The sequence below is a fragment of the Methanosarcina sp. UBA289 genome (genome assembly GCA_002496565.1).
Classification (GTDB): domain Archaea; phylum Halobacteriota; class Methanosarcinia; order Methanosarcinales; family Methanosarcinaceae; genus Methanosarcina.
In genome coordinates this window covers 1-16740 of record DAKJ01000001.1, presented here as the reverse complement: position 1 = coordinate 16740, position 16740 = coordinate 1, and the positions used below count along the sequence as shown (strand labels likewise).

The 16740-nt window shown below is 39.6% G+C and carries 17 protein-coding genes and 1 pseudogene; 12 read left to right on the top strand and 6 right to left on the bottom strand.

Going from position 1 to position 16740, the window contains the following annotated elements:
• Nucleotides 1-257: 257 nt before the first annotated feature.
• Both BP549_RS00090 and BP549_RS00085 read left to right on the top strand, forming a co-directional pair.
• Nucleotides 258-464 carry a heavy-metal-associated domain-containing protein gene (locus BP549_RS00090; protein WP_292377265.1) on the top strand — a complete coding sequence of 69 codons (207 nt, stop codon included), beginning with the start codon at nt 258-260 and terminating at the stop codon, nt 462-464.
• A 105-nt stretch (nt 465-569) separates the two neighbouring features.
• A complete protein-coding gene (locus BP549_RS00085; protein WP_292377264.1) occupies nt 570-815 on the top strand; it encodes a heavy-metal-associated domain-containing protein in 246 nt (81 codons plus the stop codon).
• Between the two features lie 230 nt (nt 816-1045).
• Here the strand turns inward: BP549_RS00085 and BP549_RS00080 are convergent, their stop codons facing one another.
• Nucleotides 1046-1312, bottom strand: a complete 267-nt coding sequence (locus BP549_RS00080) for a winged helix-turn-helix transcriptional regulator (protein ID WP_292373213.1) — start codon at nt 1310-1312, stop codon at nt 1046-1048.
• 212 nt (nt 1313-1524) lie between these two features.
• Here BP549_RS00080 and BP549_RS00075 point away from each other — a divergent pair.
• The 5 genes and pseudogenes from BP549_RS00075 to BP549_RS00055 all read left to right on the top strand — a co-directional run.
• Nucleotides 1525-2307: pseudogene (locus BP549_RS00075) on the top strand (P-loop NTPase); the annotation flags it as partial.
• Nucleotides 2308-2347: 40 nt separating this feature from the next.
• Complete coding sequence (locus BP549_RS00070) at nt 2348-2971, top strand: flavin reductase family protein (RefSeq protein WP_292377262.1); 624 nt, start codon at nt 2348-2350, stop codon at nt 2969-2971.
• A gap of 17 nt (nt 2972-2988) precedes the next feature.
• Nucleotides 2989-3534 carry a dTDP-4-dehydrorhamnose 3,5-epimerase family protein gene (locus BP549_RS00065; RefSeq protein ID WP_292377261.1) on the top strand — a complete coding sequence of 182 codons (546 nt, stop codon included), beginning with the start codon at nt 2989-2991 and terminating at the stop codon, nt 3532-3534.
• A gap of 260 nt (nt 3535-3794) precedes the next feature.
• Nucleotides 3795-6689: a heavy metal translocating P-type ATPase gene (locus BP549_RS00060; protein WP_292377260.1), complete on the top strand. Its 2895-nt coding sequence runs from the start codon at nt 3795-3797 to the stop codon at nt 6687-6689.
• Between the two features lie 55 nt (nt 6690-6744).
• A complete protein-coding gene (locus BP549_RS00055; protein WP_292373203.1) occupies nt 6745-7002 on the top strand; it encodes a hypothetical protein in 258 nt (85 codons plus the stop codon).
• Nucleotides 7003-7098: 96 nt separating this feature from the next.
• Here the strand turns inward: BP549_RS00055 and BP549_RS00050 are convergent, their stop codons facing one another.
• Complete coding sequence (locus tag BP549_RS00050; RefSeq protein ID WP_292373202.1) at nt 7099-7647, bottom strand: rubrerythrin family protein; 549 nt, start codon at nt 7645-7647, stop codon at nt 7099-7101.
• A 159-nt stretch (nt 7648-7806) separates the two neighbouring features.
• Entirely contained in the window at nt 7807-8106 is a 300-nt protein-coding gene (locus BP549_RS00045) for an Hsp20/alpha crystallin family protein (RefSeq protein ID WP_292373200.1), read from the bottom strand.
• Between the two features lie 353 nt (nt 8107-8459).
• Between BP549_RS00045 and BP549_RS00040 the strand changes: the two genes are divergently transcribed.
• A complete protein-coding gene (locus BP549_RS00040; protein ID WP_292373198.1) occupies nt 8460-8786 on the top strand; it encodes a phasin family protein in 327 nt (108 codons plus the stop codon).
• Nucleotides 8787-8827: 41 nt separating this feature from the next.
• Here the strand turns inward: BP549_RS00040 and BP549_RS00035 are convergent, their stop codons facing one another.
• Together BP549_RS00035 and BP549_RS00030 are read right to left on the bottom strand one after the other, a co-directional pair.
• Nucleotides 8828-9094 carry a hypothetical protein gene (locus BP549_RS00035; protein WP_292377259.1) on the bottom strand — a complete coding sequence of 89 codons (267 nt, stop codon included), beginning with the start codon at nt 9092-9094 and terminating at the stop codon, nt 8828-8830.
• A 207-nt stretch (nt 9095-9301) separates the two neighbouring features.
• Nucleotides 9302-10321, bottom strand: coding sequence for a chromosome segregation ATPase (locus tag BP549_RS00030; protein WP_292377258.1), 1020 nt, complete (start codon nt 10319-10321; stop codon nt 9302-9304).
• 216 nt (nt 10322-10537) lie between these two features.
• Between BP549_RS00030 and BP549_RS00025 the strand changes: the two genes are divergently transcribed.
• The 4 genes from BP549_RS00025 (at nt 10538) to BP549_RS00010 (ending at nt 15272) form a co-directional block, all read left to right on the top strand.
• A complete protein-coding gene (locus tag BP549_RS00025) occupies nt 10538-11581 on the top strand; it encodes a helix-turn-helix transcriptional regulator (protein WP_292377257.1) in 1044 nt (347 codons plus the stop codon).
• Between the two features lie 395 nt (nt 11582-11976).
• Nucleotides 11977-12480, top strand: coding sequence for an amino acid-binding protein (locus BP549_RS00020; RefSeq protein ID WP_292377256.1), 504 nt, complete (start codon nt 11977-11979; stop codon nt 12478-12480).
• A 26-nt stretch (nt 12481-12506) separates the two neighbouring features.
• Nucleotides 12507-13502, top strand: coding sequence for a homoserine dehydrogenase (locus tag BP549_RS00015; protein ID WP_292377255.1), 996 nt, complete (start codon nt 12507-12509; stop codon nt 13500-13502).
• Between the two features lie 63 nt (nt 13503-13565).
• On the top strand, nt 13566-15272 hold the full coding sequence (locus BP549_RS00010; RefSeq protein ID WP_292373186.1) for an ATP-dependent DNA ligase: 1707 nt from the start codon (nt 13566-13568) through the stop codon (nt 15270-15272).
• A 426-nt stretch (nt 15273-15698) separates the two neighbouring features.
• Here the strand turns inward: BP549_RS00010 and BP549_RS00005 are convergent, their stop codons facing one another.
• Nucleotides 15699-16688, bottom strand: a complete 990-nt coding sequence (locus tag BP549_RS00005) for a NosD domain-containing protein (RefSeq protein WP_292373184.1) — start codon at nt 16686-16688, stop codon at nt 15699-15701.
• Nucleotides 16689-16740 lie beyond the last annotated feature (52 nt).

Here is a 16740-nt window from a genome sequence, read left to right as displayed (position 1 = left end):
TGATCAACCGGCGCAACGGTTGAGGCACAACGCGACCCTTTTCAAAAAAGAATCTCTTAATGAAATTCAACACTTTCCAAATTTTATTCCATTTTACCAATATCTAATGTAATGATAAAGTCTCATTAACCTGAATTTACGCAAAGAATTTGTGGCAAATCGGATATATTATTATTCAATCCTACAGTATTCCAGAAAATTATTATATTAATTTATTCTGTTAAATTATTAAGTATAATTAGATGGAGGCTGAAAACATGACCCAAGAAATCATAAAAGTTGAAGGCATGTCCTGTATGCACTGTCAGTTGAGGGTTAAAAAGGCGGTTGAAGCTGTAGAAGGGGTACAGAGGGCGGACGTAAACCTTCAGACCAAACAGGTAACTGTTGATTATGAGGAAGGGAAGGTAAACCTCGAAAAGATCAAGGAGGCAATTCGTGAAACAGGGTATGAACCCATTTAATGTGATAATCTCATACAAATAATATCGGTACAGGCTTCAAAGAATATATAGTAAAGGTACAAATTTTTACTATATGGTTGAGGAACCTGTTTGAAAATTACAGTTGTGCTGGGGGGTGAACACATCGGGGAGACAACATTCATAGTAGACGATCTAGTATGCAGGTACTGCAAGGATATGATCACAAGACTAGTTACATCTATCAACGGGGTTTCCAGAGTAAACATCAATATTCATGAAAGAACCGTAAATGTGGCCTATGATAGCCGGATAACTGATGCATATGTTATACAGATGACCTTGCTTAAAGCTGGCTATAAAACTTTAGAAGAGCCCGGAAGAGTTTTTTAAACACCGAGCAATTCAAAAAATTGAATAAGTGATGGGTCTGATGGAAGTTAATATGGGAGCATTGGCATGACCTGTCGTCTTGCCGGAAAAGAGCAGCGGATGCTGTTTATTTTCTAATTGGGTGAAAACTGCACAGGTTCTATACAATTTCTTTAAAACTAACAATGTTTATGACTTTGAAAGATTCCTTCCTTATGATTAAATAGTTATCGTTTTCTTTATCTTATAGTTTATTTTGGAGAATAACTTGTATTATTGCAGGTAGAATTATACATTTCCTGACGCAGATCGTCCCGCTTCTCTGCCCATTTTATTAAAGGAATAATTGCTTCACAAAGCTGTTTACCATCATCCGTTAAAAAATATTCGACTCTTGGAGGTACTTCGGGAAATGCTTCTCGTCGGACAAGGCCTTTTTTTTGAAGTTCTTTTAACAGGTCCGTAAGTGACTTGGGACTGATACCCTCAAGAGTACTCATTAGATCATTGAATCTCAATCTGTCGTGATGCCCGAGGACACTGATAACCTACGTGGCCCATTTTTTGGATATTGTGTTAATAATTCCTTCTAAAGGACACAAACAAACTCCATTACTATCTTCTTTCATAGTCACTTTCTCACTATATACTTCATATTATTAATACTATAGGAAGTATTGTGATTGTTAATATATGCTATTATTTTTTGATTTTTTAATATTTATTATCTCTAAATGGAGTTGAAAAGATGAAAGTTCTTGTATGTGGAAAAGGAGGTAGTGGCAAGAGCACGATTACTGCTCTACTTGCAAAATCCATGGCTAAAAGAGGTTACAATGTACTTGTAGTGGACAGTGATGAGTCAAACTTCGGGCTTCATAGGCAGCTTGGTATTGGAATGCCGGAAGACTTCATGAACTACCTAGGAGGAAAAAAAACCCTGGGTGAAAAATTGATGCAGGCGTATCAGAGCGGAGACAACACCATTATTCTTGAAAACAAATGGAAAATCTCGGACATTCCTGAAGCTTACACTGTAAAGAAAGGAAACATACAGATGATGGCTATAGGCAAAATTCATGACTTCGGGGAAGGATGCGCATGTCCAATGGGAGCACTTGCAAAAAATTTGCTAAATAATATGGAGACAACATCTGAAGATATAATATTAGTGGATACTGAAGCTGGTATTGAACATTTTGGTAGAGGAGTGGAAGAAGGATGTGACCTTATATTAATGATACTTGATCCGTCCTATGAATCTATCCGGCTCTCTGAAAAAATAAAAGAGCTTTCGGAAAAAGCCGGAAAAACTCTATATTTTATTCTCAATCGTGCGGATAAAACTGGGATCCAGTTCATGCTGGAAACCGTGGATAAGACCCAAGTTCTTGCTTCAGTGCCCTCGGATGCGGACATTTTCCGAGCAGGGCTTGTAGGAGAAGAACTAAGTGTGGAGGTTCCGGAAATCGAGTCAGTCGCTGATTCTTTAGTTTCGGGTAACTATCTCTAAAATAAAACAGGAAGATAGTTGTAACTGATGTAGTGGTAACATGATATTAGAAAATTTTAAAAGAGAGTCACTGATACCATTACCAGTGGTGTTTATATCAACGATCAGTGACGATGGAGTTAGAAATATAGCCCCATATTCTTGCTTAATGCCTGTTTTACGATCACTTGATTTAGTTTGTGTGGCTTCAGCAAAAAGGAGAGATACATTAGTTAATATAAAAAATACAAAAGAATTTGTCCTTAACCTGCCCGGTACTGATATGCTGGATAAAGTAATACCAACGGCTTTACATGTTCCTTCTAATGTCGATGAATTCGAACTGGCGGATCTAAATGAAAAACCTTCAAAAAAGGTCAAGGCACCAGGAATTCAAGGGTGCTATGCATGGATGGAGTGTGAGTTGCATGATACATATGAGGAAGTATATGGGGGCTTTCCTTATGCATTGATTTTTGGTAAAGTTGTACATCTAGAGGTAGAAGATAATATCTACGACAAGGAAAGTGGCTCTTGGGATATAGAAAAAGCTAAACCACTGATGATGACAGGGTCGGATGATGGCATGCATTTCTGCACTGTCAACGATACAGGCAAATTCGAGCCTTATGGAGCTATGTTCAAGAATGGTAAAGATCCACTTGAAAGGATGTATAAAAAATAAAAAGGGAAGGGTTGAAAATGCAAGTAACTAGCATGGAAGACTTTAATAAACTAGAAAAACCACGAGTTCAAAAAATTCCAGGATTTTATGGCGAAAAACTAATTGAAGGAGTCTTTATAAGGGATATGAAATTATTCAGCGATGAAAGAGGGTTATTAACCGAAATAATACGTTTAGACGACGAAGAACTGAAAGCACAGAACATCAAGCAGATAATTGCTTCATATTCATATCCCGGAATGATCAAAGGTTGGCATCTCCATTCAAAACAGGAAGATCACTTGTTTTGCGTAACTGGGATGGTAAAAGTTGCATTATACGACTACAGAGCAGATTCACCCACTTACAGAGTTCTTAACGAAATCTTTATGGGTGAAAAATATCCCCGTACAGTTTATATTCCCCCAGGAGTTTTTCATGGCACAAAAAATGTTGGAAATGGGATCTCTGTGGTGATAGGAATGCCTTCCCTATTTTATAATCCAGAGGATGTAGATGAAAGGCGGGTTAATCCTATTGACAATGATATCATTCCTTATGATTGGAACTGTAAAATGGAATGAAACAGAGGATTTAGGAAATATCCATATTAATATTAATTTTTTACTTTTTTTTACAGCTAAGACTTAAGTGCTTGAAGTGCGAGATGAACTGTAAACGGTATTATTTTAAAGAATATATAGTAAAAGGTACAATTTTATATAAACTCTAATTATTTGTGAAGCTCCTGTTTGAATAAAGCCGGTTAGAACATTATAATGGAGTCCTGAAGAATTCTATAACCTTCGAGCATTCCTGAAAATCTGGATAGGCGGCACATCTAATGAAAGTTTATCTAAGAGTTTATGACATGACCTGTGGCCATTGCCAGAAAAGAGTGGCAGATGCCATTTCTTCTCTTGAGGGGGTAGAGTCTGTTGAAGTTGATCTTGAATCCGAAAGCGCGACGGTTAGCTTTGACCCTCAAAAAGTAAGCCTGGATGAAATAAAGGCAGCTATCCGGAAGGCGGGATACTCAACAGAAAGCTCAACAGAAAGCGAAAACGAAGCTCAGGAAGAGGTTGGGACAGAAGTTCCTGACACAACAGAGGTCGAAGGGACGACCTCAAAGACAACTTCAAAGATAATGACCGGGGAGCCGGCTCTAAAGGAATCAAAAGAACCTGAAGAAGCTCCTCAAACCTGTCCCCTGACTGAAACATGCGAGCAGGTAGAAGAGGAACCGCGAACTCCAGGCCCGAAAGCCGGGCTAAAAGAAATCACGCTTGGTGTTTCTGGTATGACCTGTTCGGCCTGCGCCGCAAATATTGAGAGAATATTGAAAAAAAAAGCAGGCGTGGATTTAGTAGTTGTCAACCTGGAGCTTGGAAGGGCAAAAGTGGTCTTTGATCCCTCACTTATCTCCTCAAAAGAGATTGAAGAAACTATCGAATCCATTGGATATAAGGTAGAAAAAGATACCGTAACTTTGAGTCTTGAAGGCATGAGCTGTGCCTCCTGTGCTGCAAATATCGAGAAAGTTCTTAACAGGACTGAAGGCGTAATTTCAGCCTCGGTAAATTTCCCGCTTGAAAAAGCCGTTGTAGAATTTGATTCAGCCCGGATTTCCGTAAGGGAAATTCTTGCTGCAGTCCAGAAAATAGGTTATGGAGCATCTGTTAAAACTGAAACTGTTGAGTATGAGGACAGGGAACAGGTTTCCAGGGAGGCTGAGATTCGGAGGCAGAGAAATAACCTGATAATTGCTCTTGTTCTAGGAATTCCAATCGGCCTCGGAAACATGAGTATGATGTTTCCTTTCTTATCTTTTGTACCTGATTTCTTTTCCAATCATATCGTTCTTTTTATACTGTCCACTCTTGTTCTCCTTTTCCCTGGCAGACAATTTTTTGTCGGGACTCTCAAAGGATTCAAGTACGGCGTAACTGATATGAACCTGCTGATAGCAGCAGGAACAGGCTCAGCCTACCTTATCAGTGTAGCAGCAACATTTCTTAATCTCGGTCCTGGGTATAATAGTCTTTACTATGATACTGTAGCTTTTCTTATTATCTTCATCGTCCTTGGCAGGTATCTCGAGGCAAGGGCAAGGGGTCAGACATCTGAAGCAATTAGAAAACTGATGAGCCTCAGGGCAAAGACCTCCAGAATCCTTGTAAACGGCATTGAAAAAGAAATTCCTGTCGATGAAGTAGTAGTTGGGGATATTGTTGTTGTTCGGCCCGGAGAAAAGATTCCTGTTGATGGAATTGTAGTTGAGGGAAGTTCTGCAATAGATGAGTCCATGCTCACCGGAGAAAGCATCCCGGTAGAGAAATTTCCGGGTGATATCGTCATAGGAGCTACTCTTAACAAGACTGGATCTTTCAGTTTTAGGGCTACAAAAGTTGGGGCGGATACTGCCCTTTCTCAGATAATCCGGCTTGTTGAAACTGCCCAGACTACAAAGGCTCCTATCCAGAGAGTTGCAGACGTCTTTGCCGGAAACTTTATCGTAGCCGTGCATATTATTGCGCTTCTGGCTTTTTTCTTCTGGTTCTTCATAGGTTACTGGCGCTATGGAGTAGGAGGATCCGTAGCTCTTGGAGGAATCAGTCCATTCCTTTTTTCCCTGCTTATCGCCATTACTATCCTTGTAATTTCGTGTCCTTGTGCAGTTGGGCTTGCAACTCCTGCTGCTATTATGGTCGGCACTGGTAGAGGTGCGGAAAATGGAGTTCTTATAAAAGGAGGTGAAGCTCTTGAAAGGGCACATAAACTAGATACTATCGTTTTTGACAAAACTGGAACTCTTACGGAAGGCACACCTAAACTCACAGACCTGCTTGCAGCTCCAGGTAACGATGAGGAGCAGGTACTTTTTATAGCTGCAACGGCTGAAAAAGGATCGGAACATCCTCTTGGGGAAGCTATCGTAAAAGGAGCTGAGGAAAGGGGTATTAGCCTTGAAAAGGCGGAAAATTTCCGCTCCATTCCAGGAAAAGGAGTCGAAGCTTATCTTGAAGAAAAGAGAATCTTGCTCGGCACGCGCAAACTTATGGAAGAAAATAGAATTTCCTTTAAAGAACTGGAAGCTGAAATGCGAGGTTTTGAGGAAAACGGAAAAACTGCAATGCTTGTAGCTTTCGGGGAAGATATTATAGGTATTGTTGCAGTTGCCGATACCCTTAAAGAAAACTCCAGTGAGGCAATTGAGACTCTTAAGAAAATGGGTCTAGAAGCAATTATGATCACAGGTGACAATGCTGTTACAGCCAGCGCAATTGCAAAAGAAGTAGGTATTCACAGAGTGCTTGCTGAAGTGCTTCCTGAAGACAAAGCAAATGAAATTAAGAAGCTTCAGGAAGAGGGAAAGATTGTCGGAATGGTAGGTGACGGTATTAATGATGCTCCTGCACTGATTCAGTCCGATGTGGGAATTGCAATGGGAGCAGGTACGGATGTGGCAATGGAATCAGCAAAAATCGTGCTTATCAAAAATGATCCACGAGATGTAGTCGTAGCCGTTAAGCTGAGCCGACTAACCATAAATAAAATCAAACAGAACCTAATCTGGGCTTTCGGGTACAATTCTATAGGTATTCCTATTGCAGCAGGGATTCTTTATCCCTTTGTTCATAGAATTCTGATCACACCCGAACTTGCTGCCGCTTTTATGGCACTCAGTTCGGTTTCGGTGACTGCTAATTCCTTGCTGATGAAAAAAAGCAAAATTTAATGAAAGGGACAGATAGCTTAAAATTTAACAGTAGAGAGTTAAACAGGAGATTTATATGGTAAATTTCGGTTCCACAGATAGCAGGCCAAGAACAGTACTTTTGTTAAGTCTCACCACTTCAATATTACTTGTTATCTTTTTCCTTTCCTTGTCTCTTTTAACTAATGTATCTAGAGGAGAAATTTCCTACACTCAGGTAGACATGGTTGCGGGTTCAATTTTTGTTTTTGTAATCTCTATGATAATTTCGCTGTCCCTTTGGCCCAAAATTGCAGAATGGCTTGAAAGCAAAAAGAATAAAATCCCAGAGTGATTCCTTTTGGAAGTGGTTTCAGAGTTATCTGGGATTTCTTTAATCTGGCTTTGAATAGATTCATCGATCAATGAGTATTCCTTGAAATCTCTAGTTTTATTTAAATTCAGTAAATTTGTCTTTTAATGCATTGCACACGGGACATCTGTCGGGTGCTTCTCCTTCAAGGGTATATCCGCATACTTCGCAAACCTGGATCGGGCCAAGTTCAATGTCTTTTCCTAAGTTAACCTGCTCGAATGCTCTTTCAAAAAGCTCTTTGTGCAGTTTCTCACTGGCATATGACCATTCAAAACTTCTTTGTGCGCCTTTTTCTCCCTGGAATTTTGCTACCTCAATGTATACAGGATACATTTCCTCAATCTCATATGTTTCACCAGCAATAGCAAGTTTGAGGTTTTTCTTTGAGTCCCCAGGGCCAAAAGTTGCCATGCTATTTGCGACAAATCCCCCCTCAAGATGTCTTAACTCTCGGTAATGGTCTCCTGCATGTATATATTCAGCGTGGGCAATTGCACGAAATAGTCGGGCTACATTATTATATTTTTCTTTTTCTGCCTGGTTTCCAAAATGTAAATACCTCATATGTGCCTGACTCTCTCCTCCGAATGCGTTGATAAGATGTTGTTCTGTCATCTTTTTCATTTAAAAACCTCTTTTTAATAAAAATAAATTTTTTATACCCTGAGAGCTTACGCAGTTGAGGAACAAAACCAAGTATGAAGGCTTATTAATATCTATTTTAAACCGTTTGAAGTTTAATTTGGCTGATTTCTTGGCTCAACTGCGTGAGTCCAAGTTTCCTTACTCGATTTTTACATCCACAGCATTTTCAAAAGGTTGCTGATAAGGTACTGTGACTTTAAGTATACCATTTGAGTATTTGGCTACTGCTTTTTCCGGAACTATCGGGCAGCAGACTGCGTAACTGTCCACATATTCGATTCCTTCCTTGGTGGCCCTTACATAAAAGCCGTCCTCTGTGATCTTAAAAGAAATGTCTTGCTTTTCTACTCCAGGAAGAACTACCTCAATTTCAAGATTTTCGTATTTGTCGTCAGGATATGCACATATAGAAGGTGAAACTTTTATAGTATCTGCCATATCATTACCCCCAAATAACATTATTAATTAATATATTTATACATTTTCTTTCGGTTAAGTAATCTATTAATGTTAAAATGACTACTGAAATGATGTATTTATCTTGGCTTTATCTCTTTTTATATAAAACACTAAAATAATGTATATACTGAAAAAGGTTATATGATACAGATCTCACATGATACAGATCTCACAAACATATTACAAAAAAGATTATATGTTACTTTCTCACGTAGGGGATCAAGTAGGGGAACTTTTAATAAACCCCTAGGATCATATCAATTAATTATTTTTATGTAAATTGTTTCATGTGAGCTTTTTCAGATTGATAATTTAAAAGCGAGTGTTTGTACATGAGGGAATCCGTCAGAAAATTAGGGCTTATAGGAGCCGGCCTCTGGGCAATAACCGAAGATAAGGTAAATGATCTTGTAAAGGAGCTTGTTGATAAAGGAGACATCAGTAAGGAAGAAGGTAAAAAAGCTGTCCAGGACATGCTTGAAGAAAGAAAAAAACAGAAGCTTGATCTTGAAAAGAAAATCTCTGAGAAGATCCAGGAATCGATCTCAAAAACCGATACCTTTACTAAAAAAGATATGCATGAGCTTGAGTCCAGGATAAAAACCCTGGAAGAAGAAATCCAGAGAATCAAAAACAAAGAAAAGATGTTCTTTAAGTGAAAAAGACTTTTTAGCTACTTTTCACTTCTTTCCTTTCCATTTCATAATTCTTCAATTACTATGTCTTCTTCAGGGCTTGCGGTCTCAAGCAAGTCCTCAAGCTCTGCCATATCAGAATCAAGCTCCTGGATTTCTGTCTGTGTAAGTCCTATTCCCATATCTGTAACTGGTGCCCCATCCCCTACCTCGACTGCGTTTGAGTTTACCCCTGACTTTTCTATTTCAGACGTATTGTTCCCTATACAACCGGATCCTGCAAGCCAGACAATTAAAGCTGACAGTACGAGCAGGTGAGCTAATTTAACCATTTTATTCCTCCTTCTTTTTATTTTATTCCTTCAATATATTTTCTAGTCTCATCTCCTGAGATAGACTTTTCCCTTTTATTCAAAGCTTTAATTCTTTTCTTTAATTCTTTTCTTTAATCTTTTATGGGAATAACACTTACAATCTCTTTACTATTAACTGTAACTGTTGTATTTTCATAATTATTAATGCAGTTTTCAGGCTGCTTTTCATTTTGATTCTGTTAGATTTTTAGCTTCAGTTCTGTTACCCTTTTCGATTTCATAACCTTTGAGCTCGCCGAAAATTTCCCTGAGTAACTTATTGGCCTTGTTTATATCATTGAGGGATTGACGAAGGTAATTATTCGCAGTTTGCATATCTTCCCTGGTGACGTTCTCACCATTGTAAATGGAATCTGCAAATTTTTTCTTCTCCTGCACGGATTTAATATAAGAAGTATAACTGGCAAGTTTAATCTCAAGTTCAGATGTGTCAACACCGGTTTCTTTCAGGTCCTCGACTTTTACTTCAAGTTTTTCAGAAAGGTTTTCGGAGTCTTCGAGAAATTCCCCTATTTTCTCACTTACAGTCTGCCCTGCGCTTGAAAGGCTGATTTTCTCAGCATTATTCCATATTCCACGTACGGACTTGACCACGGCTAAAAGCTCTTCCTGGCTTGATGCGCTTGCAATGTTTGTCTTCTCAACTTCAAGCAATTTAATTTTTTCATCTATGGCAGTGATTTTTTCTTCGGTTCCATTTCCGTTTGAGTATGCCATATTGCTATTTACATTTGAAAGGTGAGCTATCATATAGTTAACACTTGAGTTAAGATAGAGCTTTGTGGCATTTAGAGCCTCTTCGGAGTTAGGGTTAATTTCTTCTTTCCGAATACTGTCCCTTATTTTTAGAAAATCCTCTTTTGTTTCCTTATATTCTTGCTTATGAAGCTGGAGTTCTTCATGTAACTGTTTTCTTTCCGCTTTGTATTCGGTAACTTTATTTCGGTTTTTTGCGCTGAAATTCTTCTGTTCTTGTTTCATATCGGATTCATAATTTTTGGTCTCGCCCATCTTATCAGTTTCATTGTACGAAACGAGGGCATCTTCACGCATATGTTGATTCGAATTGGCGTTTCCGTGTTCAGAAGAGTCTCTAGCAGCAAGGGAGCCTCCTGGCAGCAAACTGAGTAAGGTTAATATGATTGTAAAACAAGCCAGATCTCGAATAATTCTCGATTTTTTCATCTGACTGCCTCCCTTTATAAGTTATTACAATGTTATATGAATTAGGTACATATAAGTATTCTTTTTGAAATTAATCTTATTAACAGGCAGATCTGGATTTTTAAGCTTCATACACTCCCTGATTCCTTGATAAAGCTTTAATATCTATCTATTATTTTTCGTAATCCTCTGTCATGGAAAGTAAAAGATTTATGCTAAAAGCCCATTTAACATTGCGTGAATTTTAGTAAGCTCTGCAGGTTCGCACTTGTCTTATTTCTCATTGTAGTCCTTCAGGGAAATGCAATTGCGGCCAACATTCACGGGACAGTCTATGAGTGGTCTACTTTCAAGCCTCTTAATAACTCAGTTGTAGAGATTAATTCTACTCCAGAACAGAACTTTATTGCAACGGATTCTGAGTATTCTTTCAATCTCACTCCCGGAACCTATACGATAAATGCAAGCTATCTCGAAGGAAATAAAGTCGTTTATACAACCCAGGAAGAGGTTGTTATTTCAGGTGAAGGAGAGTATGTACATGATCTTCTCCTCTTTCCCCCTTCTAATGAGGAGCTTCTGAACCAGGATTATTTTGAGGTTCCCGATTTGGAATATGAAGAGACAGGGCCTGTGTCGCAGGAAAATTCTCAATATGCAGCTTTAGCTCCTGCTTTCCTTGCTCTCGTAGTCCTACTAGTAGTCTTATTGCTGGGAGGCTACTTTTTAGGAAAGAAAAATGGAAAATTAACAAAGTCTCATTTTACTGATACATACCGAGAGCCGTACTTGCTGGAGGCTCAAACTCCCATAACGGATGCAACATTTTCTGAAGAGGCCGAAACTGATTCAGCCGAAAATACAATTGAAATTTCAGAACTGAGCTCTAAACAATTTACTGAACAGTCTGAAGGGACGTTTGATACTGGCAAATCTTTGCAGCAGAATAAGTCTACAGAAGAGACTCAGAATATCTCGAATTCTTCTTTCCATGAGAAGGAGCCGAATAAATTGAGTTTCGAGGCTAAGGAACATTCAAAGCTCAATCTTCCTGAGGATCTCAAAGAAATTCTGGATATGGTTCGAGCTAGCGGAAATCGGATTACCCAAAGAGAACTGCGAAAAAAATCTCCCTATTCGGAGTCCAAAGTCAGTCTTATGCTTTCGGACCTTGAGGAACGCGGGCTAATCGAGAAATTCAAAAGAGGGAGAGGTAACATAATCCGTATTCCAGACGTGCACATCTCCAAGCAGACCAAACATGAAAACAAGAAAGATTAAGCGATATCGTACTCTATAAAGTCTTTTTTGAAGGGCAATAAACAGTAAACTATATAACTTAATTCATCTACTAAACAGCAGAAAGGGTTAACAATGTTTGGAGTACGCAGTACATTTGGATGCCCTTTTTGATCTCTTATGCCTCAGAAATTGCTTGGCGAATATAAATTTGCTAATATCAAATTAGACTAACAGGACTCCAGATCCTTGCTTCAAGGGAACGAATTTGAATCTAGGTTCGTGAAAATCAGGTTCAAGAGACTCGATAGCTGGATTGAAATCGGATACTCTGATATACCACTTCAACCCTGACAGTAAGCTGCCGAATATGAATTTGTAGATTGGTATATCATTTAAATTGCACAGGAGATCCTTAAAAAATTACGAGGTACAACATGCGAGTTTCCATGGACATTGAATTAAAAGATGTACCAGGGCAGATGCTCTTAGCCCTCCAGCCCCTTTCAGAATATAAGGCTAACCTGATAACAGTAGTACATCATCATCAGAAGAGAACTCCCAGAAAAACGGTGCCTGTAAAGCTTATACTTGAAACCAGGCCTGAAAGTATTGAAACAATAAAGGCCAAACTTGAAGAAAACGGAATTAGAGTAGTAAGAGTCGGAGAACACCGTTTCAGGGAAAGCATAAACGTAGTGCTCATAGGGCATGTTGTCCATACAGGGATTCAGGATACGATTGATGAGATTGACAGGACAGGGTTTGCTGAGGTTGTCGATCTTTCACTTTCCATGCCCGGTATTAATATGCTTTCTTCAGCCCTCATGAAAATCGATGCTGTTGGTAAAGAGGATTTGCAAAAGGCACTCGCTATCCTCAAAGAAGTCTCGACAAAAAAAGACCTGCTTATGGTTCTTCCAATTGATATCCAGGCCTGAAAAATAGTTTTAGGAGATTTGAAAACATGAAAACAGTGTACTGTTCCATTCACGGGTTCGGTGCAATCGGACAGGGTGTGGCCGAAGTACTCCTTAGGAAAAAAGAGTATCTGGAAAGTCTCGGGCTGGAAGTAAAAGTGGTTGCTGTTGTGGACTCAAAGGGTGCAACCGTAAATCCTGAGGGTGTGGACCTTGCTGACTGCCTTGCCAGGAAGAGAACAGCTGGAACGGTAGCCTTGGAGAGTATCTCCGGAGTTGAGATCATCCAATCCGTAGACCATGATCTCGTAATCGAGACCACTCCTACGAATATACGAACCGGTGGAGTAGGTCTGCAGAACATGCTTGCAGCCTTCCAAACAGGGAAAGACGTTATTACCTCCAATAAAGGACCTCTTACCCTTAAGTATAGGGAACTCATGGAAACCGCAAAGGCAGCAGGCTCGCACTTCAGGTTCGAAGCAACTGTAGGCGGCTCGATGCCTATTATCAACTTGGCAAACGAGGTGCTTGCAGGCAATAAGATTAAAAGCATCAAAGGAATTCTGAATGGAACCTGTAATTATATCCTGACAAGAATGCTGGAGGAAAGGGCAAGCTACAATGACATTCTTGCCGAATCCATGCAACTCGGGATTGCTGAAACCGACCCCACATATGATGTGGAAGGAATTGATACGGCCTGCAAACTCGTCATTCTCGCCAATGCAATTTTCGGACTTGATGTTACTTATAACGACGTTGATGTTACGGGAATCACGAAAGTTACGCCTGAAGCCCTTGAAATGGCTTATGAAAGAGGGCATGTAATCAAACTCATAGGAGAAGTCAGCAAAGAAAGGATTCATGTAGCTCCCAGACTTGTACCTATCAACCATCCCCTTGCAGTCGGAGGAACCTTGAATGTGGCGTCGGTAGAAACCGAACTTGCAGGAGAAATTACGGTTACGGGTAAGGGTGCAGGCCCGATTGAAACCGCAAGTGCAATTCTTAGCGATTTGATCGCAATTTACGGGAATTGATAGATTAAGAATTCAGGTTTTGCCCCGAGTTCGGAAAAATAAAATTAAAAAGCTGCGTTGATCATGACAAGTTTCAGGGAATTTGCAGAAACCTGCCAGGCTATTGAAAAAATCTCAAGTACTATTGATACTACAAGTCGGGTTGCTGGCCTTCTTAAAAAGGTTGATGTAGAAGAGCTGCCCATTGCAACTCATTTTATTATGAGTGAGGTTTTTCCTGCCTGGAGTGGAGAGCAATTGGGAATTGGCACGAGCCTGTTGTATGTTTCCCTTTCCAGGGCCTCCGGAATGCCAGTAAAAAGTATAGAATCTCTTATTCGGACTACCGGAGATATAGGGGACACAGCCCTTCTTATCCTCAAGGAAAAAAGGAAAAATCAGGTCACTTTTTCCTCTTTCTTCGAAGAGCAGCCCGAGCTTTCAATAACCGAAGTTTATAACCGTTTTAAAATCGCCTCCGAAGCCTCAGGGAAAGGCTCACAGGACATTAAGATAAAGAACCTTCAGTTTCTTTTCAATTCATCAACCCCAAGGGAAGCAAAGTATATTTCCAGGCTTGCGCTTGAGGAGCTCCGTATAGGTGTCGGGGAAGGGGTTGTAAGGGATGCAATTGCAAAAGCTTTTTCCGTGCCTGTGGATGTGGTTGAGCATGCATTTATGGTTACAAACGACCTGGGAATAGTCGCTGCAACTGCCAAGGAAGGCGGGGTGGAAGCCCTGGAACATCTGGGAATTGAAATCAACCGCCCAATAAAGATGATGCTCTCACAGATTAGCCCTGACATAGTTGCCGACATAAAGGAAATGAAGGAGGCTGCAATCGAATGGAAATTCGATGGGGCAAGAGTCCAGGTTCATAAGGCTGGAAATTCAGTTACGCTTTTTTCACGAAAGCTTGAAAATGTTACAAATTCCCTCCCTGACCTTGTAGAGATAATTCGCAAACATGTGAAGGCCGAATCCGCAATCCTTGACGGAGAAGCCGTCGCAGTGGACGAGGATGGTAAGCCCAGGGCATTTCAGGAGATTCTTAAACGTTTCCGGCGCAAGTACGACGTGGAGGAAAAAGCTCTTGGCATCCCTATTCAACTCAACCTTTTTGACATAATGTACTTAAACGGAAAAACGCTGATTGACCTGCCTCTGATTGAGCGGCGAAAAGCGCTTGAATCCTGCGTTGAAAGCTCGGTTGAGGATTCAAAATCCATCTGTGTGGACAAACAGGTGATAACCGGAGATCTCGAGCTTATAGAACAGATCTATAGGGACGCCTTAGAAGCCGGTCATGAGGGCGTTATGGTCAAAAACCCGAATTCGTTTTATTCCCCCGGCAAACGCGGCAAAAACTGGCTGAAGAAAAAGCCTCTTATGGAGACCCTTGACCTTGTAATTGTTGGAGCCGAATGGGGCTTTGGCAGGCGTGCAAATCTCATAGGTTCTTACACGGTTGCCTGTTATGACCCAGAAACCTTGCGTTATCTTCAGGTCGGCAAGGTGGGTACGGGCCTGACCGACGATCAGCTAAAAGAGCTCACAGAGATGCTTTCCGGGCTCATGGAAGGTGGAGAGGCAGGCGGGGTATTTGCAATCCGGCCGAAAATAGTCCTGGAAATCGCCTTTGAGGAAATCCAGAAAAGCCCCAACTATGACTCCGGCTTTGCGCTGCGTTTTCCACGCTTCATCCGTATCCGGGATGATAAAGACCCTGAAGAAGCCGACACAATCCAGCGGATAGGAAAGGTATACAGCCAGCAGTTGAAAAGACTGTAAAAAGTAGTGGCTGTAGTTGGTGGCTGTAATAGATAATATGGATGCCGTTTTTTGCGGTAATCATATAATCTTTTTAATATTATTTTAATACTGTTTAAAGCTTTTATCTTCTCTGTCTGGTAAGTACTTTCTTTTTGGTTAAAAATGAGAAATTTGTTTGTCAATGTGTATTTTCCGATTATTTTCTATAATCATATATTCAATTGACTGTTCTAAATACGAGATTCAAAACTCAGATTTTGAGTTTCGGGATAGGCTCTACAAATATTTTTTCCCTTCAGCTACTCCAGATGGGAACCCAACAGATATTGCTGGAAAACAATATGAGGAAATATCGTCAATAAATCTTTCTAAGATATTACAGAATAAAAGGAAGAACTAGATAAGTTTTGAGAAAAATCATACATTTACATACGAAATATAGTATTATTTAAGATGTTGGCTATAAATGCTTTTACCAAGAATTAAGGCTATGGTTATAATTGTAATAATTGTCAGTACCGAGCCTTGAAATGGCAATTCTTGAGCTAGACCGTTTATTGTATTGTTTTCTGGATCAACAACATGAATATCTTCTTTACCATTGGAATTCGCAATATTACCAGTTAATATATTGTTTCTACTGGAGTTATTGATATTTATACCATACTCCGCATTATTTGAGACATTATTATAGTCTAATCTGTTATCTCTTGATTCTATCAAAAATATTCCGTTATTGTTGTTAAAATTTACAGTATTACTATCTATAGTGTTCTCTGTACTATTTTCGAGATCTATGCCACTCCAGTCTTCCTTGATGTTAGATGACTTTTTAATATTGTATAATTCTTCCAGAGATGGTTGTTCTTCAACTCCACAAAACGCGATTTCTTCATTTTCGCGTTTCTTTATATCGTCAGAGCTGTAAATAACAAGAATTGGTTTTCCATCTACTGTTTTGTTAGTTAGCTCAATTGCATAGTAAATATTCCCTACCTCGATATGTCCGATAAGAGCCTCATTCGACACAGCAAATCCTGCACTACTATTTTCTTCTCCAATAATTTTTCCACGGTATGTATTAATTTTCGCTGCTGGTATAGTATAAGTTCCAGTTTCGTTTTCTATCAAAACCTTAGCATCATCATTTGCAATGTGAGTATTCTCAAGTTCCAAGTCAAACTCTTTTCCAAGCAATTTCAGCTTTACTTTGCCATCGGCAACGTCCTCTAAAAAGACTTCTGGATTTGCAGTAACTGTTTCAAAATCGTCTAATATTTTGGCAAAACGAAGAGAATTTTTGTCACAGCTTACATTTTCCAAAATATCTGACCTGGAATCAGTTGCCAGTGCTGTTCCTGACAAAACTAAGGTACTCACCAGCAATGCTAAAGTAAGCAAAACATATTTTCTAAACTTTATTCCTATTGTCATTTATTTCACTCCTTGTTATTTTTCTCAAGGAGGCAGGATCCGGCAAACCTTA

Coding starts and splice junctions, on each gene's coding strand:
- BP549_RS00090 (WP_292377265.1), top strand. CDS start 258: ATGACCCAAGAAATCATAAAAGTTGAAGGCATGTCCTGTATGCACTGT.
- BP549_RS00070 (WP_292377262.1), top strand. CDS start 2,348: ATGATATTAGAAAATTTTAAAAGAGAGTCACTGATACCATTACCAGTG.
- BP549_RS00065 (WP_292377261.1), top strand. CDS start 2,989: ATGCAAGTAACTAGCATGGAAGACTTTAATAAACTAGAAAAACCACGA.
- BP549_RS00060 (WP_292377260.1), top strand. CDS start 3,795: ATGAAAGTTTATCTAAGAGTTTATGACATGACCTGTGGCCATTGCCAG.
- BP549_RS00055 (WP_292373203.1), top strand. CDS start 6,745: ATGGTAAATTTCGGTTCCACAGATAGCAGGCCAAGAACAGTACTTTTG.
- BP549_RS00050 (WP_292373202.1), bottom strand. CDS start 7,647: ATGAAAAAGATGACAGAACAACATCTTATCAACGCATTCGGAGGAGAG.
- BP549_RS00045 (WP_292373200.1), bottom strand. CDS start 8,106: ATGGCAGATACTATAAAAGTTTCACCTTCTATATGTGCATATCCTGAC.
- BP549_RS00040 (WP_292373198.1), top strand. CDS start 8,460: ATGAGGGAATCCGTCAGAAAATTAGGGCTTATAGGAGCCGGCCTCTGG.
- BP549_RS00035 (WP_292377259.1), bottom strand. CDS start 9,094: ATGGTTAAATTAGCTCACCTGCTCGTACTGTCAGCTTTAATTGTCTGG.
- BP549_RS00030 (WP_292377258.1), bottom strand. CDS start 10,321: ATGAAAAAATCGAGAATTATTCGAGATCTGGCTTGTTTTACAATCATA.
- BP549_RS00020 (WP_292377256.1), top strand. CDS start 11,977: ATGCGAGTTTCCATGGACATTGAATTAAAAGATGTACCAGGGCAGATG.
- BP549_RS00015 (WP_292377255.1), top strand. CDS start 12,507: ATGAAAACAGTGTACTGTTCCATTCACGGGTTCGGTGCAATCGGACAG.
- BP549_RS00010 (WP_292373186.1), top strand. CDS start 13,566: ATGACAAGTTTCAGGGAATTTGCAGAAACCTGCCAGGCTATTGAAAAA.
- BP549_RS00005 (WP_292373184.1), bottom strand. CDS start 16,688: ATGACAATAGGAATAAAGTTTAGAAAATATGTTTTGCTTACTTTAGCA.